Below are 20,187 nucleotides of genomic sequence, written 5' to 3'. Positions count from 1 at the left end.
TGGAACTCCTAGCAGGGGATGGCAGGCAGTTAGAGATCTTCGTCGGTCACCAGGCGTACTTCGCCGGCATCCATGGCATAAGCGGCGTCGGCCAGGTCGTTGCTGACCTGCTCCACCTTCAATTCGCCACTGACCCACAGCGGGGCGTAGATGTCGTCGAGCGGGATGCCTTTCGGGTAGCGCACCAGCACAAGCTGATTGGGTGGTGGTGGCGGCACATGGATGCAGGCGCCCGGATAGGGGACCAGGAAGAACAGGGTGCTGTTGCCCTTCTCGTCGTTTTCCAGCGGCACCGGATAACCACCCAGGCGGATGGCCTTGCCATCGAGCTCGGCGACGGTCTTGGCGGAGTACATCACCGCAGGCAGATCCTGATCCTGCTGGCGCAGGCCGCCCTCGCTGTAGAAGGTGCTGTCGCCTTCAGGACTGTCATGGCTGATCTCGGGCATTTCCTCGAGAGCCTTGCGGTCTTCGGGGGGCATCAGATCGAGCCAGTCGGTTTCCGGTAGTTCGGCGTGAGCCAGGCCGGTACAGAAGAGTAGGGCGAGCAGCAAGTGGCGCATGGGGTATGGCATCTCGTGGCAGCGTAAACGAGGAGCCGACAAGTCGGCTCCTGGCTGGGCTAGTCAGCCCTTCTTGATCGCGCCGTAGATTACCAGCAGAACGATGGCGCCGATCACTGCGCCGATGAAACCGGCTGCCTGGCCAGCTTCGTAGATGCCCAGCGCCTGCCCGCCGTAGGTGGCGGCAATGGAGCCGCCGATGCCGAGCAGGATGGTCATGATCCAGCCCATGCTGTCATCGCCGGGTTTGAGAAAGCGTGCGACCAGACCGACGATCAGGCCGATGAAAATGGTGCCGATAATGCCCATTGGCGTATCTCCTTGATCCAGGTCGCCGCGATTGCGGCGACCTGATATCTGACCAACGAAGGTGCTATCGGTTCGCCAGTTACCGGACTTACGCCTTGCTGATCAACGCTTCGACGGCGGCAATACCGGCATCGAGGCTGGCACGGTCTGCGCTGCGCAGGGTGGCGTGGCCAACCTTGCGCCCGGCCTTGAAGGCCTTGCCGTAGTGGTGCAGGTGGCAGTCAGCGATGTTGATCACCTTGTCCACCGGCGGCACTTCACCGATAAAGTTGAGCATGGCGCTCTCGCCCAGCTTGGCGGTGGAGCCCAGCGGCAGGCCCGCGACGGCGCGCAGGTGGTTCTCGAACTGGCTGCACTCGGCGCCTTCGATGGTCCAGTGCCCGGAGTTGTGCACGCGCGGGGCGATCTCGTTGGCCTTGAGGCCGCCGTCTACTTCGAAGAACTCGAAGGCCAGCACGCCGACGTAATCGAGCTTGTCCAGCACGCGGCCGACGTAGTCTTCGGCCAGCGCCTGCAGCGGGTGATCGGTGCTGGCGATGGACAGGGCGAGAATGCCGCTGTCGTGGGTGTTGTGCACCAGCGGGTAGAAGCGCGTTTCGCCATCACGGGCGCGCACGGCGATCAGCGATACCTCGCCGGTGAAGGGCACGAAGCCTTCAAGGATGCACGGCACGCTGCCCAGTTCGGCGAAGGCGTCGGTGACGTCTTCAGGTTTGCGCAGGACTTTCTGGCCCTTGCCGTCATAGCCCAGGGTGCGAGTCTTCATCACCGCTGGCAGGCCAATGCTGGCCACTGCGGCATCGAGGTCGGCCTGCGACTGGATATCGGCGAACTCCGGTGTGGGGATGCCCAGCTCGCGGAACATGGACTTCTCGAACCAGCGGTCACGGGCGATGCGCAGGGCTTGCGCGCTCGGGTAGACCGGTACGAACTGCGAGAGGAAGGCCACGGTTTCGGCCGGCACGCTCTCGAACTCGAAGGTGACCAGGTCGACCTCGTCGGCCAGTTGGCGCAGGTGATCCTGATCGCCGTAGTCGGCACGGATATGCTCGCCGAGCGCCTGCGCGCAGGCGTCCGGCGCCGGATCGAGGAAAGCGAAGTTCATGCCCAGCGGGGTGCCCGCCAGCGCCATCATGCGGCCCAGCTGGCCGCCACCGATTACACCGATTTTCATAACAAAGCCCCTTTTCAGCAGGTGGCGAACCAAGCAGTTGAACGTTGCCCGCAGCGGAGGAAGCGGAGTTTACGCCGGTAAATGAGCCTTCCGAGCAGCGCACGGCGTTCAAATACGCCGTGTCGCAGCCCTGATGGAATGGGCTTCAGGCCTCGCGCGGGTCCGGGTTGCTCAGCACGGTATCGGTCTGTTCCTGGCGGAACTGCTTCAGCGCCGCATGGAACTGCGGGTGCTGGTGACCGAGGATGCTGGCGGCCAGCAGGGCGGCGTTGACTGCACCGGCCTTGCCGATGGCCAGGGTGGCGACCGGAATGCCGGCCGGCATCTGCACGATCGACAGCAGCGAGTCGACGCCCGAGAGCATGGACGACTGCACCGGTACGCCGAGTACCGGCAGGTGGGTCTTGGCTGCGCACATGCCTGGCAGGTGAGCGGCGCCACCGGCACCGGCGATGATCACCTGGATGCCGCGTGCTTCTGCCTCTTCGGCGTACTGGAACAGCAGGTCCGGGGTGCGGTGGGCGGAAACCACCTTGACCTCGTGGGGGATGCCCAGCTTGTCCAGCATCTCGGCGGTGTGGCTAAGGGTGGACCAATCGGACTTGGAGCCCATGATCACGCCAACCAGTGCGCTCATCGTCGTGCCTCTTCTCTCGGGCGCCTCGCGGCGCGTCAAAAACCAACAAGCCACGCGGGCGGGCCAGCGTGGCTTGTCATGATTCGTTGGCCGGGTGCTGCCGGCCGAAGGCCGCGCAGTATAACGCAAAGCCAGCGCTGGCGGGCAGTGGCGACGACCGTTTGTCATGCAGGATGTGGCAGAAGGGGAAAACCGCCTAAACCTTGCTCTGGAGCAATGCCGGCACGGGCTGCGCGCGCACACTGGTGTTCCACTCGCATGGAAGAGGAACAGCACATGAACCAGACCATGAAAGCCGCAGTCGTCCACGCCTTTGGCGAACCCCTGCGCATCGAGGAGGTGAAAACGCCGCTGCCCGGGCCTGGGCAAATTCTGGTCAAGATCGAAGCTTCGGGCGTCTGCCACACCGACCTGCATGCGGCCGAAGGCGACTGGCCGGTGAAACCGAGCTTGCCGTTCATTCCCGGTCACGAGGGCGTCGGCTACGTGGCGGCGGTCGGTAGCGGCGTCACGCGGGTCAAGGAGGGCGACCGCGTCGGCGTGCCCTGGCTGTACACCGCCTGCGGCTGCTGCGAACACTGCCTTACCGGCTGGGAAACCCTGTGCGAGAGTCAGCAGAACACCGGTTATTCGATCAACGGTGGCTATGCCGAATACGTGCTGGCTGACCCGAATTACGTCGGCATCCTGCCGAAGAATGTCGATTTCCTCGAGATCGCGCCGATCCTCTGCGCGGGCGTGACGGTGTACAAGGGCCTCAAGGAAACCAGGGCGCGCCCCGGCCAGTGGGTGGCGATCTCCGGTATTGGCGGTCTCGGCCACGTGGCCGTGCAGTACGCCCGCGCCATGGGCCTGCACGTGGTCGCGGTGGACGTCGACGATGCCAAGCTGGAGTTGGCGCGCAAGCTCGGCGCCAGCCTGACCATCAATGCGCGCAAGGAAAACCCGGCCGAGGTGGTGCAGCGCGATATCGGCGGCGCCCACGGCGTGCTGGTCACTGCGGTGTCCAACGCCGCTTTTGGCCAGGCCATCGGCATGGCGCGCCGGCACGGTACGGTGGCGCTGGTCGGCTTGCCGCCAGGCGACTTCCCCACGCCGATCTTCGATGTGGTGCTCAAGGCCATCACCATCACCGGCTCCATCGTCGGCACCCGTGCCGACCTGCAGGAGGCGCTGGACTTCGCCTGTGAGGGCTTGGTCAAGGCCACGGTGCGCAGCGACAGTCTCGACAACATCAACGGCATCTTCGACCAGATGCGCAGCGGGCAGATCGAGGGGCGCGTCGTGCTGCAGTTCTAAGACAGGGAAATCGCCACGGATAGGCAATTTTCCTACAGAACGGACGCGGAAGAGCGCACAGATCGCCGCCAGACGGCTGGCTATACTGTGCGCCCTTCATCCGTACAAGGACGTGTCGTCATGAAACAGTACGTTTCGCTCGTTGCTCTCTCCCTGCTCTCTCTTCAAGCCGTTGCGCTGGATCTGGCCAAGCATCCGCAGGTCTTCGATGCCGGCCAGGGCGTCAGCCTGGCGCTGGCTCCTTCTGCCGATGGCAAGCAGGCGCTGGTGCAGGTCCGCGGCATCAACCACCCGCTCGACGAAGTGGTGTTTCTCACCGACGTTCGCGAGCTGGGCAACGAGCAGCGCGACTACGGCATCCGCCTCGATGGTCGTGACTACAACCTGTTGAACAAGCGGCGCGCCTGGAGCGGCGAGAGCTACCAGCTCAACCTGCCGAACACTCAGGGCTTCGAACTCAGCTACAACGAGGACAAGACCAAGGCGCTGAAGCCGAAGGATCTCCTGGCGCTCTATGAGCAGCAGGAAAAGGATGGCCTGCAGGCGCGCCTGGCTGCCTTCGACCGCAAGCAGCGTGTTGCCGATTACAGCGCGCGCCTGCAGCAAATGGACGGCGAAGCCACTAAGGCCTGCGGTACCTCGCTGGCGACCAAGGTGGACTGGAGCGCGATCAGCGACGAGCAACTGATTGGCCTCAGCGTGCCGAGCTTCTGCGGCGAGGTAGTCAATCAGATGGCCTATCTGTGCGGCCGTGATGACCGCTACAAGGCCGAAGCCAAGACCCTCAAGGGCGTCGACTGCCGCTTCGGCGAGGCGATGAAACTGCACGAGAAGGACGGTCAGCTGCAGTTCACCACCCAGTCGGATGAAGCCAACCAGGGCGACTTCATCAACGCCATCCTGCGTAACCGTTGATCGTATCGGGCGGGCGTTGACCCGCCCCTCGCGGCATATTTCTTGCGTTCTATTCTCAGTCTTCCCCCACGGAACGCATCATGCTGCACGCCTCGCTGACCACCCTGCACGTGGTTTCCCTGATCCTGCAACGCTTCGCCGACCAGCCCGAGTTGCGCCCGCAATTGCTGGCCGGGAGCGGTATTGGTGCGGCTGATCTGGACAATGCCGACGCGCGCATCACCCGGGTGCAGGAGTTGCAGGTGTGCGCCAATGCCCTGGCCCTGCGTGCCGACATGGGGCTGGAGTTGGGGCGCAGCCTGCATGTTTCCTCCTATGGGCTGTTGGGTTACGCCGCACTCTCGGCTGCCACCTTTGGTGACGCCTGGCGCCTGCTGTTGCAGTACCCGGCGCTGCTCGGTACCTATTTTCGCCTCGATATGCAGGTGGAAGGCGAGTTGGCCTGGATCTGCGCCAGCGGCTATCGCGATGCCGAGGCGCTGGAAGTGTTCAACGTGGAGATGTGCCTGGCTTCGCTGAAACTGATCGGCGATGAGCTGCTTCGCCAGCCGCTGCCGTTGGAGGGTGCCGAGTTCACCTATGCCCAGCCGCGCTATATGAAGCGCTATGCAAAGAGTTTTCCCTGCCCGTTGCGCTTCGCGGCGCAACGTAATGCCTTCGCCTTTCCTGCCGCGTTGCTGGAACGCCGCCTGCCGCTGGCCGACAGCGTTACCCACGGCGACATGGTGGAGCGCTGCCGGCGGCTGAACGCTGAGTTCAGCAGCCGCCAGGCCTGGCTGGAGCGGGTGCGCCAGTTGCTCGCCGCGCAACTGGCCGAGCCGCCGGGGCTGGAGAACCTGGCGCAGCAGATGCACTGCTCGCCGCGTACCCTGCGTCGTCACCTGCAGGAGCTGGGCACCAGCTACCAGGGCCTGCTCGACGAGTTGCGCTTCGAGCGCGCCAAGGCGCTGCTCAATGAGCAGCAATGGCCGGTGTACCGCATCGCCGAAGTGCTCGGCTTCAGCGAGACCGCCAGCTTTCGCCATGCCTTCCAACGCTGGAGCGGGGTGCCGCCGAGTCGCTTTCGCGCCTGAGACGGGTCATGGCATTCGCGGCTGAAGCCGCTCCTACAAGAGCGGCAACTCACACCCCGTAGGAGCGGCTTCAGCCGCGATAAAGGCTCGCCGCTAAAGCGCCTCCTACAGGGGGAACTCATTTCTCTGCCTCCACGTTGCGATACATCTGCAAGCGCGCTGCTTCATGCAAGCCACGGCTGAGCGCCAGCAAGCGCTGGAATTCCTTGGGGTGCTGCTCGGCCACGTTGTCGCGCGGCGTCGGCGAGCGCAGGGCGTGCAGCGTCGGTGAGCTGCCGTCGTGTTGCATCTGCACGAGAAAATCTCGGGTCACCGCGCCGATCACCGGGAAGGTGCCTTCCTGTAGCACCAGCGGCACCACGCGTTCGCCTTCCGGTGCTGGCAGTTGCAGGTCGCGACCGAGGCCGCCGTTGTCGAAGGGCACGCCGACCAGCCCGGCCACCGTCGGCAGCAGGTCGGCCAGACCCACGGCTGCGTCGAACTCGCGCGGCGCCAACCATTTCGGTGCATGAATCAGCAGCGGCACGTTGTTGCTCTCCAGCCCCAGTTGCTCGAAGGCCGGCGCCATGTGCGGAATCTGGCTGATGCGGGTGTTGTGGTCGCCAAAGAAGACGAAAATGGTGTCGTCGTAGAAGCCCTGCTCCTTGGCCAGCTCCATCAGGCGGCCGATGTTGAAGTCCAGCAGGCGCACGGCGTTGTACTGCTCGACGCTGCGCGAGCCGGCCTGTTGCACTTGCTCCAGCGGCAGGTCGAGCGCCTCGAAACCGTCGTTATCCTTGGGAATGGTGAAGGGACGGTGGTTGCCGGAGGTCTGCAGGTAGGCGAAGAACGGTTTGTCCTTGGGCAGGGCGCCGAGGATGCGAGTGCTTTCCTTGAAGAAATCCAGGTCGGAGATGCCCCACACGTCCACCTGCGGCGACTGCCAGTGACGCTCTTCATAGAGCTGCACGTCGTCGATACTTTGGCGGATCAGCGCGTTGATGTTGGCCCAGCCGGCGTTGCCGCCGATCATGTAGAACTTCTCATAGCCGTCGAGCGCGTTGATCAGCGTGCGTTGGCGGGCGATCAGCGGGTTGCGCGTGGCGGTCTCCTGGCGCGACACGTCGGGGATGCCGGTGATGCTCGCCCACACCGTCTTGGCGGTGCCGGTGACCGGTACGTAGAAGTGACGGAAGAACCAGCTCTCTTCGGCCAGACGATCCAGATTCGGCGTCGGGTTCAGCGGGTTGCCGTAGGCGCCCACGGCGCTGGTGCCGAGGGATTCGAGCATGACGAAAACCACGTTGGGCTGGCGCCCGGCCTGGATGCGATGCGCTTGCACCGGCTGATGACGGAAGAAGTTCAGCCCCTGCGCATCGCGTTCGCTGACACCCAGGTAATCGGCCACCACCTCGTAGTGCTCGCGCGTGGCGGCCTCGTCGAAGGCGGCGGGTTCGAGCTTGAGGGTGTCGAAGAGAAACAGCGCCGGGTTGAGACCGAGTGCACCGATCTGGCTGTTGCCGCTGTAGAAGGCATCGCTCCAGCGCAGCGGTACCGGGTTTTCCAGATTCAGCGCGCTGGCGCGGCCGAGCAGGCCGAAGAACACCAGCACGCTTATCGCCGCCGCGCCGCCAAGGGCTGGCAGCATACCGACCTTGCCGCTGACGGGGCGATCCAGAGTGGCGCGCTCCAGCCGCAGCAGCGCCCAGGCCCACAGCGCCACGCCCAGCAGCCAGGCTAGGGTTATCCACAGCACCGGGTAGGTCTGCCAGAGCATGCCGGCCGAGATCTGCGCATCGCCGGCAAAGCGCAGCACCGTGGCGTTGAGGCGCACGCCCAGGTAGGCGTAGTGGCCGAAGTCGACTATGTACAGCAGGCCCAGCGCCGCCACGGCCAGCAGTAGATAGCCGCGCAGCAACCAGCGTATGGCGCGAAAGCGCGCCAGACGCAGCTTCGGCAGCGCCAGCAGGATGCCGCCGGGCAGCATCAGCAGCAGGGCCAGGCGCAGGTCGAAGCGCAGGCCGATGCCGAGGGTGGGCAGTACGTCCGGCTCGCTGAGGCTGTCGACAGCGGAAAAGCCCAGCAGAAACAGCATGCGCAAGGCGGCGAAGAGCATGAACAGCAGCGCCGTCAGGCCTGCCAGGTAATGCAGGCGGCGAGATTTCAACCAACTCATGCGAGGTTCCTTGTTCGAGTCGAGAGTCGAATCAGCAGCCAGCGTCCGCCTGTCAGAAGCAGTGCACCGAGGCTGTAGAGGGCCAGGTAGGGGTCGATCAGGTAGTCCCAGTAGTTTTCCGATGCGCCCAGGCGCAGGGTGAAGGCCAGGGTCGCCAGTACCAGCGCGAGGGCGCCGAGCCAGCTACGCTGGACGATCAGCACCACGCACAGCAGGCCCAGCACCAGTAGCATCGGCCGCGGTTCGAAGCCGAGCTGGTAGGGGTCGGCATAACTCAGGCCCAGCGCCGCCGGGTAGAGCAGCGCGGCCAGGCCGGCGAACAGCGCCAGGCTGGCCAGGCGATCACCGGCGCTGGCAGGTGGCACGCCGAAGCGACTCAGGGTCGCCCAGCCGAGCAGCGCCAGGCTGGCTACCGACAGGTCGCCGATATAGGTGCGCAACTGCAGCGCCAGGCTAATGCCCTGCACCGGTACCAGGCTGAGCAGCAGGCAACCCGCCAGCAGGATGCCGCGTTGTGTCTTATTGCGCGTCAGTCGCGTGAGGATCAGGAAAACCACCAGGGCGAAGGCCAGGTGCGGCAGCCAGAAGTCAGTCATGCGGGCGGCGCTCCGACAGCCAGGCCTCGTTGAAGGCCAGGTGCTTGATGAACATGTCGTTCCACGAATAGACGAGGTGGTAGGTGCCCTCGCGGTCGCGGGTGAAGTAGGGGTACTCGTAGTCGAAGGTGCAGCCTTCGGCGCTGCACATGCGTGCGCTTACCTGTTCGAGAAAGCGCGCCTGCAGCTCGGGCTTGCCGCCGCTGGCGCGGTATTTCTCGCTGACCACGGCGGGGAATTCATCGCGCGGAATCGGTTCGCCCCAGGGGTTGGGCGTCTCGTCCAGCTCGCCCAGGGTGCGCCAGTTGCCCAGCTTGGCGTCGGTGGCGTAGAGGGTCAGGCGGAAACGGCCGTCCTCCAGATCGTTCATCGCCACCAGCAGGCTGCCGTCGGGGCGACCGACCGCCGCCAGGGACGAGTTGGGGTTGCTCGGTTCTACTGGTTCCGGTCTGCTCCAGCTACGCCCGGCGTCTTCGCTGTAGCTGGCCAGCACGCGGTGATGCTCCTCACCGGCATAGCGCAGCAGGGCCACAGCGCGGCGTTCGTCCAGCGCCACGACGGTCGGTTGCAGGGAGTAGCGGCCCTTGCCGATGCGGTACTTGCCCAGCACTTCGCCGCTCGCGCTCAGGTGCAGGTATTCGGGAAACTTGCCGAGAAACTCGTGGTACACCGGCAGGCCGATGCTGCCGTCGGCGTGGAACACCGGCGCGGTGCGCACCAGGGTGCTGATGTTGAGAAAGGGGCTGGTGACCAGCTGGCGGGGCGCCGACCAGGTTTCACCGAGGTCGTCGGAGACCATGGCGTTGACCGCGCTACCAGCCCAGCCGCCGAGCGACACCGAGACGTAGAACAGCCAGAGACGGTTGTCCGGCGCCAGGCTGATCACCGGGTTGCCCAGCTTGCGGATGTGCTTGCCGACCGCGCGCTGGGTCGATTCGCGCGTGGCCAGCACGCGCTCGCCGCTCCACCGACCGCTGGCGGCATCGAAGCGTGCGGCGCGGATCTGCACATCGGCAGCGCCTTCGCGGCTGCCGGCAAACCAGGCCGCCATCAGGTCGCCGCCGGGCAGGCCGGTGATGGAGGCGGAATGCACGAAGTCTTCCAGATCGGAGGAGGCGAAGTGCGCGGCCAGGGTCGATGTCGCGTCGGCTGCGGGTGGCGCCGGCTGGCTGGCGAAAGGGGCCAGTGCATGGGGCGCGGCGCCGAACCAGGCGCAGGCGAACACCGTGGCTGCGCCCAGCAGCAGGGCGCAGGTCTTGAAGGTCGAGGTCATGGTTGCGGGTTCAGGGATATCGTGGCGACGCCAGGTGCGAGCTGGCGACTTCTTCTACCGGGCGGGCGTCGACCGGGTCGTAGTAGATCTCCAGCTTGCGACCGGCAGCATCGAAGCCGTAGATCTCGTAGCAGTGGCCGGGAGTGATGCGGAACTTGGTGATCTGTACGCCCTGGCGCTTCATCTGCTCGCGGAACTGCGACTCCGGCATCCAGGCGCTGCGGTCGGGGCGGGCACAATCGGTGTCGGCCAGCAGCGGCGTGGCGCCGAGCAGCAGCAGACCGCCCAGGGCGGTGCGGGCTAAAAGGGGCATGGCAGGGCTCTCATCACGAGGCGCTGGCCGCCAGGGCCGGCGCCGGGGGCTGCGATCAGTCTTCGATCTCGGTCTTCACGGCCTTGCCGCTGACCGGGTCGTGGTAGATCTCGACCTTGCGGCCTTCTTTGTCGAAGCCGTAGATCTCGTAGCAGTTGCCTTCGGTGACCTTGAACTTGTTGATCTTGTAGCCATCGGCCACCAGCTTGGCCTGGAACTGGTCGGGGTCTTGCCAGGTGGAGCGTTCGGCCGTGGTGCATTCGGTCTTGGCGAAGGCCGGCGCGGCACAGGCCAGCAGGGCGGAAACGAGCAGTAGACGACGCATGGTAAGGCTCCTGATGGGGTTCGGAGCCGTTACCTTCGGCGCCCTGGCTTAACGAAAACTTAAGGCTCACACCTCGTTACATCTTCCCGGTGAGCATCCGGGTGGCAGCGCAATTTGGCCATTTCGATCCCCTTTTGGCCGTTGCCAGCGTTCTCGACGCTGGCCGCGCAGGCGAACAATGCAGGCACAACAACGAGCCTGGAGCGCTTTGCATGCTCACCTACTACAGCGACGACCACCACCTGCATCACGGCAAATGCGAGCTGATCGACGGGCAACTGATGCCCTGCTTCGAGAAGCCGCAGCGCGCCGACCATATCCTCGCCCGTGTGAACAATCGCCAGCTCGGCGAGGTTCGCGCACCCAAGGACTTTGGCCTGGCGCCCATCGAGCGCATCCACAGCAAGGCCTACCTGGAGTTCTTCAAGAGTGCCTGGGCGCGCTGGCAGGAGCAGGGCGGCAAGGGCGACCTGCTGCCGTTCACCTGGCCGGCGCGCACGCTGCGGCGGATGATCCCCAATGACCTGCATGGTCAGCTCGGCTACTACAGCTTCGACGGCGGTGCGCCGATTACCGCCGGCACCTGGCAGGCCGCCTACAGCGCGGCGCAGGTGGCGCTTAGCGCCCAGCAGGAAATCGCCAACGGTGCCAACAGCGCCTTCGCCCTGTGCCGTCCGCCAGGCCATCATGCCGCTGGCGACGTAATGGGCGGCTACTGCTACCTGAACAATGCCGCCATCGCCGCCCAGGCCTTCCTCGACCAGGGCCGCAAGAAAGTCGCCATCCTCGATGTCGACTACCACCACGGTAACGGCACCCAGGACATCTTCTACCAGCGCAGCGACGTGCTGTTCGCCTCGATCCACGGCGACCCGGCCGAGGAGTTCCCGTTCTTCCTCGGTTATGCCGACGAACTGGGCGAGGGCGCCGGCGAGGGCTACAACTTCAATTACCCGTTGCCCATGGGCAGCTCCTGGGAGGCCTGGAGCGCCGCACTGGAGCAGGCCTGCCAGCGCATCGCCGAGTACGGCGCGGAGGTGGTGGTGGTGTCGCTGGGTGTGGACACCTACATGGAAGACCCGATCTCGCAGTTCAAGCTCGACAGCCCGGACTATCTGGCCATGGGCCGGCGCATCGCCGCGCTGGGCCTGCCGACGCTGTTCATCATGGAAGGCGGCTACGCGGTGGAGGCCATCGGCGTCAACGCGGTCAACGTGCTTGAAGGCTTCGAGGGCGCCTGATCGGCGCCTCATCAGCAATTAGAAATCTGCCAAACAAGAGCAATATTTCAGGGGTGAGAAACGATGAAAGCCATCAAACAGATGCTCGGCGTCGCCCTGTGCGGCGCCACCCTGCTCAGCGGCGCGGTGCAGGCCAAGGAGCTGCGCGTATACAACTGGGCCGACTACATCCTTCCGGAGGTGCCCAAGGACTTCCAGAAGGAGTCCGGCATCCAGATCACCTGGGACACCTTCGAGACCAACGAGGCGCTGGAGGCCAAGCTGCTCACCGGCAACTCCGGCTATGACCTGGTGATCCCCTCCAACCAGTTCCTCGAAACCCAGATCAAGGCCGGCGTGTTCGCCCCGCTGGACAAGTCGAAGATCCCCAACTGGAAGAACCTCGATCCAGTGCTGCTTGGCCTGCTGGAGAAGAATGATCCCGGCAACCAATACGGCGTGCCCTACATGTACGGCACCGTGCTGATCGGCTACAACCCGGACAAGGTCAAGGCCGCGCTCGGTGAGGACGCGCCGGTCAACAGCTGGGACCTGGTGTTCAAGCCCGAGTACATGGAGAAGCTGAAATCCTGCGGCGTGGCTATGCTCGACTCGCCCACCGAGATCATCCCCATCGCCCTGCACTACATGGGCCTGGACCCCAACAGCACCAACCCGGCCGACTATGACAAGGTCACCGAACTGCTCCTCAAGGTGCGCCCGTACGTGGCCTACTTCCACTCCGCCAAGTACATGACCGACATCGCCAACGGTGATATCTGCGTGGCCATCGGCTATTCGGGCAGCTTCTACCAGTTCGCCAACCGCGCCAAGGAAGCCGGCAACGGCGTGACGATCAACTGGCGTCTGCCGAAAGAAGGCGCGCCGATCTGGTTCGACACCTGGGCCATCCCCAAGAGCGCCAAGAATTCGGACGAAGCCCACGCCTTCATCAACCACCTGCTCGAACCCAAGGTGATCGCCCCGATCAGCGATTTTCTCGGCTACCCCAACCCCAACGTACCGGGCATGGAACTGGTGGGCGCTGAAATCGCCGACGACCACGATCTGACGCCGACGCCGGAGCTGCAGAAGTCGCTTTACGTGGTGCAACCGCTGCCGCAGAAGATCGAGCGCGTGCGTACGCGGGCGTGGACCTCGATCAAGTCGGGCAAGTGAGCCTCAGCGGTTTGGCTCGAGCATAAAATCTCGCGGCTGAAGCCGCTCCTACGGGGTATGTGATGCTCTGTAGGAGCGGCTTCAGCCGCGATTGCTTTACCCGTAGGGTGCGCCATGCGCACAGCGCACCCTAGCTACCCACCGCCCCCGTCTCCAACTTGCGCCACAGCAGGCGCACGGCCGCCTTGCGCGACATGCCCCAGCGATACAGGCGAATCTCCAGCGGGATGTGCCAGTGTTCCTTGCCGCACACCACCAGTTCGCCACGGGCCAGCTCGGGGCTCATCGACAGGCGCGGTACCCAGGCCACGCCCAGGCCTTGCATGGCCATGGCCTTGAGGCTGTCAGCCATGGCGGTTTCATGCACGGTGGTCGAACGCAGGGCGCGCTGGCGCAGCAGCAGGTTCACCGAGCGGCCGAGGAAGGTGCCGGCGCTGTAGGCCAGCAACGGCACGCTCTGTCCGGTGTCCAGGTCGAACAGGGGCGCGCCTGTTTCATCCGCGGCGCATACCGGCAGCATTTCGCTGTAGCCCAGGTGCAAGGACGGGAACATGTCCGGTGCCAGTTGCACGGCGGCGTCCTGGTCGTGGTAAGCGAGGATCAGGTCGCAGGTGCCCTCACGCAGTGAGTGCACCGCTTCGCCGACGTTGGTCGCCACCAGGCGGGTGCTCAGCGGCAGGCCATCGCGGCGCAGGCGGGCGATCCATTCGGGAAAGAAGCCGAATACCAGCGAGTGCGCCGCTGCTATCTGTAGCGCTTCGCCCTGTTGCCCTTCGAGGTGATGCAGGTGACGCACCACCTCACCCAGCTGCTCGACCATGCTGCGTGCGGTGAGCAGGAACAGCTGGCCGGACTCGGTCAGCTCCACCGGCGTGCGGGAACGGTTGACCAGCGTCAGCCCCAATGCGGCCTCGAGGCTGCGGATGCGCCGGCTGAACGCCGGCTGGGTGACGAAGCGCTTTTGCGCCGACTGGGAGAAACTGCGGGTTGCGGCGAGGGTGACGAAGTCTTCCAGCCATTTAGTTTCCAGGTTCACAGGCGCGTCCTCCGCTCATGTCAGGGCAGTGCACACGGTTGGTGCGTTGTTGCGGTCACATCCACATTATGCCGATAATGCATAGGGCAGCAAGTAACGGCATTGGTAGCGAGACGGTCAAGGCCCCTATTCTATGGGCATCGCGGCACTCGCCGTATTTCCCAAGAGTCATCTCTATCATGTCCTCTGCTGCATCTGTTCGCGTCGAAAAAGACCTGCTCGGTACCCTCGAAGTCTCCGCTGATGCCTACTACGGCATTCAGACTCTGCGCGCCGTGCAGAACTTCCGCCTGTCTGGCGTGCCGCTGTCGCACTACCCGAAGCTGGTGATCGGCCTGGCCATGGTCAAGCAGGCTTCGGCTGACGCCAACCGCGAACTGGGCCACCTGTCCGCTGCCAAGCACACGGCGATCAGCACTGCCTGTGCACGCATCATCCAGGGCGAGTTCCACGAGCAGTTCGTGGTCGACATGATTCAGGGCGGCGCCGGCACCTCGACCAACATGAATGCTAACGAGGTGATCGCCAACATCGCCCTCGAGGCTATGGGTCACGAGAAGGGCCAGTACCAGCACCTGCACCCGAACAACGACGTGAACATGGCGCAGTCGACCAACGACGCCTACCCGACCGCCATCCGCCTCGGCCTGCTGCTCGGTCACGACAGCCTGCTGAGCGCTCTGGACAAGCTGATCCAGTCCTTCGCAGCCAAGGGGCTGGAATTCGGCCACGTGCTGAAGATGGGCCGCACCCAGCTGCAGGACGCCGTGCCGATGACCCTCGGTCAGGAGTTCCGTGCCTTCGCCACCACCCTGGGTGAAGACTTGCAACATCTGAAACTGCTGGCGCCGACCCTGCTCACCGAAGTCAACCTGGGCGGTACCGCGATCGGCACCGGCATCAACGCCGACCCGAAATACCAAGCCCTGGCGGTCAAGCGCCTGGCCATCATCAGCGGTCACCCGCTGACCCCGGCTGCCGACCTGATCGAAGCCACCAGCGACATGGGCGCCTTCGTGCTGTTCTCCGGCATGCTCAAGCGCACCGCGGTCAAGCTGTCGAAGATCTGCAACGACCTGCGCCTGCTCTCCAGCGGCCCGCGTACCGGCATCAACGAGATCAACCTGCCACCGCGTCAGCCGGGTAGCTCGATCATGCCGGGCAAGGTCAACCCGGTGATCCCCGAAGCGGTCAACCAGGTGGCCTTCGAAGTGATCGGCAACGACCTGGCGCTGACCATGGCAGCCGAGGGCGGCCAGCTGCAGCTGAACGTGATGGAGCCGCTGATCGCCTACAAAATCTTCGACTCGATCCGCCTGCTGACCCGCGCCATGGATATGCTGCGCGAGCTGTGCATCGACGGCATCACCGCCAACGAAGACCGCTGCCGTGAGCTGATGGAAAACTCCATCGGCCTGATCACCGCGCTCAACCCCTATATCGGTTACGAGAATGCCACCCGCATCGCCAAGGTCGCTCTGGAAAGCGGACGCGGCGTACTGGAGCTGGTGCGTGAGGAGCAACTACTGGACGAGTCCACCCTGGCCGACATCCTGCGCCCCGAGAACATGATCGCCCCGCGCCTCGTGCCCTTGCAGTCCTGATTGGATATTCAGCCACGCCGACGGTCAGCTGCTCGTCCGTCCGCGTAGCTGACAACCTGATTCATAGGAGGCCTTCACCAGCCTCAACCTTCAGGGATGGCCTCGGCCATCCCTTTTTTTGCCCGACATTCTGGGGGTAGATGCGATACACCAGTCGCGGCTACGACTGCATGGATGCAGGAGGTAGAGCGAAGCAGGATGCCAGAGCCGACCGCCCCTCCCACAGGCTCTATCTCGGCTTGCTACAGCTTCCAGGCCTGCCTTAGCCGCTGCACCGCCTCGACGATCTGCGCTTCTGGTACTGCGGCAAAACCGAGCACCAGCCCGGCGCGAGCATCCTCAGCCGTTTCGCTGCCGGGCAGCCAGTAATCGCTCAAGGGGTTCATCTCGATGCCGGCGGCGCGTGCGGCGGTGATCAGCTCGCGTTCCCGCGCAAGACTCTCCACCTTGATGCTCAAGTGCAGGCCGGCGTCCACAGCCGGTAGCGAAGAGCATCCCGGAATCATCGCCGGCCAGGCCGCGAGCAAGGCGTCGCGCCGGCTGCGTGCGGCCAGGCGCATGCGTCGTATGTGGCGCTGGAAGTGCCCGGCAGCGATGAATTCGGCCATCACCGCTTGGCTGCCGATCTCCGAGTGGCGCATCTCCAGCGCTTGGCGCCGGGCGAAGCTCTCGGCCAGCGCAGGCGGCAGCACCAGATAGCCCAGGCGCAGAGCCGGAAAGGCAAGCTTGCCGAACGTGCCGATGTAGATCACCCGCTGCTGCTCGTCCAACGCTGCCAAAGGCGCGAGTGGCGTACCGCTGTAGCGGTACTCGCCGTCGTAATCGTCCTCGATGATCCAGCCGTTCACGCGCTTTGCCCACTCCAGCAATGCCAGGCGCCGTGGCAGCGACAGGGTCACGCCGGTGGGATACTGGTGCGCGGGCGTGACATAGGCCAGCTGGCAATCGTTGAGACGCTGTAGCGCGGAGACATCAAGGCCTTCGCCGTCCACCTCGATGCCGCACAGTTGCGCGCCGGCCACTGCGAAGGCATGGCCCGCCGCGCGGTAGCCGGGGTTTTCCAGCGCCACCCGCGCGCCGGGCTGTACAAGCAACTGCGCGCAGAGGCTGATGGCCTGCTGCGAGCCGCAGGTGATCAGGACCTGCGGCGCCTCGCAAGTCAGGCCGCGGCTGTTGCGCAGATAGGCGGCGATCAGCTCGCGCAGCTGCAGGTCTCCGGCAGGGTCGCCATAGCCCAGCCGGGCCGGCGACGGTTTGCGCCAGAAGCGCGCCTGCAGGCGTGCCCAGGTCTCGAAGGGAAACAGGTCGAACGCCGGCACACCGATGCGAAAGGCGCGTGGCGCGCCCTTGGCAGGCGTGGCCAGATGGTGACGCTGCAACAGCTGCAGGGCCGGGCTGTCCGCCTCGGCAGTAATGGCGACGGTAGGTCGGTTATGCGGCAGCTCGGCAACGTAGGTGCCATCGCCGACCCGTCCGGCTACGTAGCCCTCGGCATACAGCTGGTCCAGCGCACGGGTCACGGTATTGCGCGAGATGCCCAGCAGCGCGGCCAGCTCACGGCTGGCCGGCAGGCGTGTGCCACTGGCCAGGCGGCCGTCGAGGATGCGCTCGCGCAAGGCTTGGTAAAGCTGGCGCGCCAGGCCCTGACCGGGCTCCAGGTGAATGCCGGAAAGATCGAATGGCAGGGCAGGCGAGCGCGTCATGATCGGCAAATTGGCTCTATGAAAGTCGTCAGAAATGGATCTTACATCAGGCCAATATCCTGCCTAGCATGGCCCCATCACGCTAGGAGAAACCCTCATGTACTGTCCCGCCGCCTTTCGTCAGGACGACCTGCCCACCCTGCATGCGCAGATGCGGTCCAGCGTACTGGCCATCGTGACCAGCAGCGGTGCGCAGGGCTTGCAGGCCAGTCATCTACCGCTGCTGCTGGCGCCTGAAGAAGGCGAGTTAGGCACCCTGTATGGCCACTTTGCCCGGGCCAATCCGCACTGGCGTGATCTGGCCGGCGGTACCGAGGCTCTGGTGCTGTTCAGCGGCGCGGACGCGTACGTGCATCCCGGCTGGTATCCGGCCAAGGCCGAGCACGGCAAGGTGGTGCCGACCTGGAATTACATTGCCGTGCATGCCTGGGGCCAAGCGGAAGTGTTCGACGACCCCGGGCGCCTGCTGCAACTGGTCAGCCGCCTCAGCGACCGCCATGAGCAGGGTCGCGCGCAGCCCTGGGCAGTCGAGGATGCGCCGCGCGACTACATCGACGCCATGCTGCGCGCCATCGTCGGCTTCGCCCTGCCGATTCGCCGGCTCGAAGGCAAATGGAAACTTAGCCAGAACCGTTCCGAGGCAGACCAGGCCGGTGTCCGCGCCGGCCTGGCGACCTCCGCCAGCCCGCGTGACCACGAACTGGCAGCGCAGATGAATCCCACCGACTGACTCCACAGGAAGGCCATCATGCTCGACATCCGTCCCATCACCGCTGCCGATCACACCGTCTGGCTGCCGCTTTGGCAGGGTTACCAGCGCTTCTACCAGGCCGAGATCCCGGCCGAGACCAGCGCCCTTACCTGGCAGCGCTTTCTCGACCCGGCCGAGCCGATGCACGCCGCGCTGGCCTGGCAGGACGGCGAGGCGGTCGGCCTAGTGCACTTCATCTATCACCGCAGTTGCTGGACGAATGGTGACTACTGCTACCTGCAGGATCTGTTCGTCGCCGAGCACATTCGCGGTGGCGGCATCGGCCGCGCGATGATCGAGCATGTCTACGCCGAGGCGCGCGCTGCCGGTGCCAGCCGCGTGCATTGGCTGACCCAGGAAACCAATTACCAGGGACGTATGCTCTACGACCGCATTGGCGACCGCTCCGGTTTCATCCAGTACAGGAAACTCTTCTGATGACGCGTGACCTCGCTCACTGGCAACCCCGTCCCGCACCGGACCAGCGCTCGTTGCAAGGCCGCTTCGTGCGTCTCGAAGCACTTGATGTCGCGCGTTATGGCGATGATCTGTGGCGCGCGTTGCAGGGTCCGGACCCGGCGCTCTGGGATTATCTGCCCTACGGCCCCTTCACCGAGCGTGGCGTCTTCGATGCCTGGTTGGCCGGCAATGCGCGGAGCCGCGATCCGCTGTTCTACGCGGTGGTCGACCTGGCCAGCGGCCTCGCCCTGGGGCTGTTCAGCTACCTGCGTATCACCGCGCAGGACGGCAGCATCGAAATCGGCCACGCCGCCTTCGGCGCGCCGATGCAGCGCACGGCGGGGGCGACCGAGGCGATCTATCTGCTGGCGCGGCATGCCTTCGACGACCTCGGCTACCGGCGCCTGGAATGGAAGTGCGACGCGGCCAATGCCCGCTCGCGGCGCGCTGCTGAGCGCTTTGGCTTCATCCAGGAAGGGCTGTTCCGTCAGCACATGGTGCGCAAGGGGCGTAACCGCGACACCGCCTGGTTCTCCATCATCGACGGTGAATGGCCGGCCCGCCGGGATGCCTTCGAGCGCTGGCTGATGGTGGATAACTTCGACGAGCGGGGCCAGCAGCGGCAGCGCCTGGAGACGCTGCGCGAGTAATGCCTCACTCCATCTCGAACAGTCCATTGCGTAGCTGTGCGCCGCCCAGGCGCTCGCGGATGTCGTCGTCGATGCGCGGGTCGTCGGGGGCGTAGAGCATCAGCTGGCGATAGGCGTTGACCCGGTTGATCTCGTTACCCAGGTATTGCCAGACCACACGGGTGCAGGCAGGCGTGCGGCGGTCGCCGCTGGAGACGCCGGTCTTGATGCCGTTGAGGCGGATGATGCGGCTCTTGAAGCTGGGGATGAGGATGGTCTGGCTTATCTCGTTGCCGGTGAGCGACTCGTAGTCCACCAGAAACAGGCGGTCCTGCAGGAAGAACGCCGTGCCCAGGTAGCGGCAGCGCACCCAGTCCTCGCCACGTGCGGGTTCCTGCCGCTCCTGACGTTCCTGGCGCTCGAACAGGTAGTTGCCGCGCTCCTCGCGCAGGTGCACCAGCGATAGCAGCACATGCCCCGGCACCGACATGCAGTTGGAGTATTCGAAGTAGTAGCCGCAGTAGCGCTCCATCGGGCTGGCCTGACGGCGCAGCGGCGTGAACAGCTCCAGCAATGGATCGTTGCCACTGTGCGGCTGCGCATCACCGCTGCGTGCGCCGATCAGCCGGGTGAACTGCTCGGCCGGCATGCTCAGCTCGAAGGGTTCGACGCCGAAGAAATCGCAGATGCGCTTGAGGTTGTGCGTGGTCGGCCGGCTCTGCCCGGCCAGGTAGCGGTTGAACTGCGCGCGGTTGATCGACAGCTTGCGACATACCTCGGCAATCGAGCGGTAATGGCTGCAAAGCAATTTCAGATTGCTGCCGAGGGAATCGGACATATGGCCGCTCCAGCTGATGCGAATGACGCGATTCTAGCATCAACTCGCATCAGGTTGCCGCGACCTGCGAAATTGTCCCGCGCGGCGCCTTCACCAAAGATTGCGCCACCCGCCCGGCGCGGCGCATTCCCATTCA

Annotated in this window: 21 protein-coding genes; 9 read left to right on the top strand and 12 right to left on the bottom strand. The window is 64.8% G+C overall.

Annotation, left to right across the window (positions count from 1 at the left end; translation table 11 throughout):
- Positions 1-29 precede the first annotated feature (29 nt).
- From RTH74_RS14645 to purE, 4 genes are all read right to left on the bottom strand, one after another.
- Positions 30-563 (bottom strand): DUF3299 domain-containing protein, encoded by a 534-nt coding sequence (locus RTH74_RS14645; RefSeq protein ID WP_316915126.1) that lies wholly within the window; start codon positions 561-563, stop codon positions 30-32.
- 63 nt (positions 564-626) lie between these two features.
- Entirely contained in the window at positions 627-872 is a 246-nt protein-coding gene (locus tag RTH74_RS14640; protein ID WP_024306226.1) for a GlsB/YeaQ/YmgE family stress response membrane protein, read from the bottom strand.
- An 88-nt stretch (positions 873-960) separates the two neighbouring features.
- Positions 961-2,046, bottom strand: a complete 1,086-nt coding sequence (locus RTH74_RS14635) for a 5-(carboxyamino)imidazole ribonucleotide synthase (protein WP_316915125.1) — start codon at positions 2,044-2,046, stop codon at positions 961-963.
- Positions 2,047-2,191: 145 nt separating this feature from the next.
- Entirely contained in the window at positions 2,192-2,683 is a 492-nt protein-coding gene (gene purE, locus RTH74_RS14630) for a 5-(carboxyamino)imidazole ribonucleotide mutase (RefSeq protein ID WP_003242109.1), read from the bottom strand.
- A 276-nt stretch (positions 2,684-2,959) separates the two neighbouring features.
- On the opposite strand from purE, the gene adhP reads away from it, so the two are divergent.
- From adhP to RTH74_RS14615, 3 genes are all read left to right on the top strand, one after another.
- The gene (gene adhP, locus RTH74_RS14625) at positions 2,960-3,982 is read left to right on the top strand and encodes an alcohol dehydrogenase AdhP (protein WP_316915124.1); all 1,023 of its coding nucleotides are present in this window, start codon (positions 2,960-2,962) and stop codon (positions 3,980-3,982) included.
- 120 nt (positions 3,983-4,102) lie between these two features.
- Positions 4,103-4,897 carry a hypothetical protein gene (locus RTH74_RS14620; protein ID WP_316915123.1) on the top strand — a complete coding sequence of 265 codons (795 nt, stop codon included), beginning with the start codon at positions 4,103-4,105 and terminating at the stop codon, positions 4,895-4,897.
- An 80-nt stretch (positions 4,898-4,977) separates the two neighbouring features.
- Complete coding sequence (locus RTH74_RS14615; protein ID WP_316915122.1) at positions 4,978-5,970, top strand: AraC family transcriptional regulator; 993 nt, start codon at positions 4,978-4,980, stop codon at positions 5,968-5,970.
- Positions 5,971-6,088: 118 nt separating this feature from the next.
- Here the strand turns inward: RTH74_RS14615 and RTH74_RS14610 are convergent, their stop codons facing one another.
- From RTH74_RS14610 to RTH74_RS14590, 5 genes are read right to left on the bottom strand one after another with little or no spacing between them, the layout of a single operon-like run.
- On the bottom strand, positions 6,089-8,125 hold the full coding sequence (locus RTH74_RS14610) for a sulfatase-like hydrolase/transferase (RefSeq protein WP_316915121.1): 2,037 nt from the start codon (positions 8,123-8,125) through the stop codon (positions 6,089-6,091).
- Positions 8,122-8,721: a hypothetical protein gene (locus RTH74_RS14605; RefSeq protein WP_316915120.1), complete on the bottom strand. Its 600-nt coding sequence runs from the start codon at positions 8,719-8,721 to the stop codon at positions 8,122-8,124. The genes RTH74_RS14610 and RTH74_RS14605 overlap by 4 nt, the downstream gene beginning before the upstream one ends.
- Positions 8,714-9,994, bottom strand: a complete 1,281-nt coding sequence (locus tag RTH74_RS14600; RefSeq protein WP_316915119.1) for a sialidase family protein — start codon at positions 9,992-9,994, stop codon at positions 8,714-8,716. Before RTH74_RS14600 ends, RTH74_RS14605 begins: the two co-directional genes overlap by 8 nt.
- Positions 9,995-10,004: 10 nt before the next feature.
- A complete protein-coding gene (locus RTH74_RS14595; RefSeq protein ID WP_316915118.1) occupies positions 10,005-10,307 on the bottom strand; it encodes a PepSY domain-containing protein in 303 nt (100 codons plus the stop codon).
- A gap of 55 nt (positions 10,308-10,362) precedes the next feature.
- Positions 10,363-10,632, bottom strand: coding sequence for a PepSY domain-containing protein (locus tag RTH74_RS14590; protein WP_106734742.1), 270 nt, complete (start codon positions 10,630-10,632; stop codon positions 10,363-10,365).
- Positions 10,633-10,844: 212 nt separating this feature from the next.
- Here RTH74_RS14590 and RTH74_RS14585 point away from each other — a divergent pair, with 212 nt between their 5' ends.
- Together RTH74_RS14585 and RTH74_RS14580 are read left to right on the top strand one after the other, a co-directional pair.
- The gene (locus RTH74_RS14585; RefSeq protein ID WP_316915117.1) at positions 10,845-11,873 is read left to right on the top strand and encodes a histone deacetylase family protein; all 1,029 of its coding nucleotides are present in this window, start codon (positions 10,845-10,847) and stop codon (positions 11,871-11,873) included.
- A 63-nt stretch (positions 11,874-11,936) separates the two neighbouring features.
- The gene (locus RTH74_RS14580) at positions 11,937-13,031 is read left to right on the top strand and encodes a polyamine ABC transporter substrate-binding protein (protein ID WP_316915116.1); all 1,095 of its coding nucleotides are present in this window, start codon (positions 11,937-11,939) and stop codon (positions 13,029-13,031) included.
- A gap of 130 nt (positions 13,032-13,161) precedes the next feature.
- Here RTH74_RS14580 and RTH74_RS14575 read toward each other — a convergent pair whose 3' ends face one another.
- Positions 13,162-14,067: a LysR substrate-binding domain-containing protein gene (locus RTH74_RS14575; RefSeq protein WP_316915115.1), complete on the bottom strand. Its 906-nt coding sequence runs from the start codon at positions 14,065-14,067 to the stop codon at positions 13,162-13,164.
- A gap of 179 nt (positions 14,068-14,246) precedes the next feature.
- Here RTH74_RS14575 and aspA point away from each other — a divergent pair, with 179 nt between their 5' ends.
- Positions 14,247-15,671 (top strand): aspartate ammonia-lyase, encoded by a 1,425-nt coding sequence (aspA, locus tag RTH74_RS14570; protein WP_106734739.1) that lies wholly within the window; start codon positions 14,247-14,249, stop codon positions 15,669-15,671.
- Positions 15,672-15,913: 242 nt separating this feature from the next.
- Here aspA and RTH74_RS14565 read toward each other — a convergent pair whose 3' ends face one another.
- Positions 15,914-17,374, bottom strand: a complete 1,461-nt coding sequence (locus tag RTH74_RS14565; RefSeq protein WP_316915114.1) for a PLP-dependent aminotransferase family protein — start codon at positions 17,372-17,374, stop codon at positions 15,914-15,916.
- 97 nt (positions 17,375-17,471) lie between these two features.
- On the opposite strand from RTH74_RS14565, the gene RTH74_RS14560 reads away from it, so the two are divergent.
- From RTH74_RS14560 to RTH74_RS14550, 3 genes are read left to right on the top strand one after another with little or no spacing between them, the layout of a single operon-like run.
- Positions 17,472-18,104: an FMN-binding negative transcriptional regulator gene (locus RTH74_RS14560; RefSeq protein WP_316915113.1), complete on the top strand. Its 633-nt coding sequence runs from the start codon at positions 17,472-17,474 to the stop codon at positions 18,102-18,104.
- Between the two features lie 18 nt (positions 18,105-18,122).
- Positions 18,123-18,563 (top strand): GNAT family N-acetyltransferase, encoded by a 441-nt coding sequence (locus RTH74_RS14555; RefSeq protein WP_099524944.1) that lies wholly within the window; start codon positions 18,123-18,125, stop codon positions 18,561-18,563.
- Positions 18,563-19,234, top strand: a complete 672-nt coding sequence (locus tag RTH74_RS14550; RefSeq protein ID WP_316915112.1) for a GNAT family protein — start codon at positions 18,563-18,565, stop codon at positions 19,232-19,234. The genes RTH74_RS14555 and RTH74_RS14550 overlap by 1 nt, the downstream gene beginning before the upstream one ends.
- A 4-nt stretch (positions 19,235-19,238) precedes the next feature.
- Here RTH74_RS14550 and RTH74_RS14545 read toward each other — a convergent pair whose 3' ends face one another.
- Positions 19,239-20,051 (bottom strand): helix-turn-helix transcriptional regulator, encoded by an 813-nt coding sequence (locus RTH74_RS14545; protein ID WP_316915111.1) that lies wholly within the window; start codon positions 20,049-20,051, stop codon positions 19,239-19,241.
- Between the last annotated feature and the right edge of the window lie 136 nt (positions 20,052-20,187).

The organism is Pseudomonas sp. zfem001 (assembly GCF_032621725.1).
In the GTDB taxonomy this organism is placed as follows: Bacteria; Pseudomonadota; Gammaproteobacteria; order Pseudomonadales; family Pseudomonadaceae; genus Aquipseudomonas; species Aquipseudomonas sediminis.
Note: the sequence above shows the minus strand (reverse complement) of the source record. Positions and strands in the feature narration are given on the sequence as shown.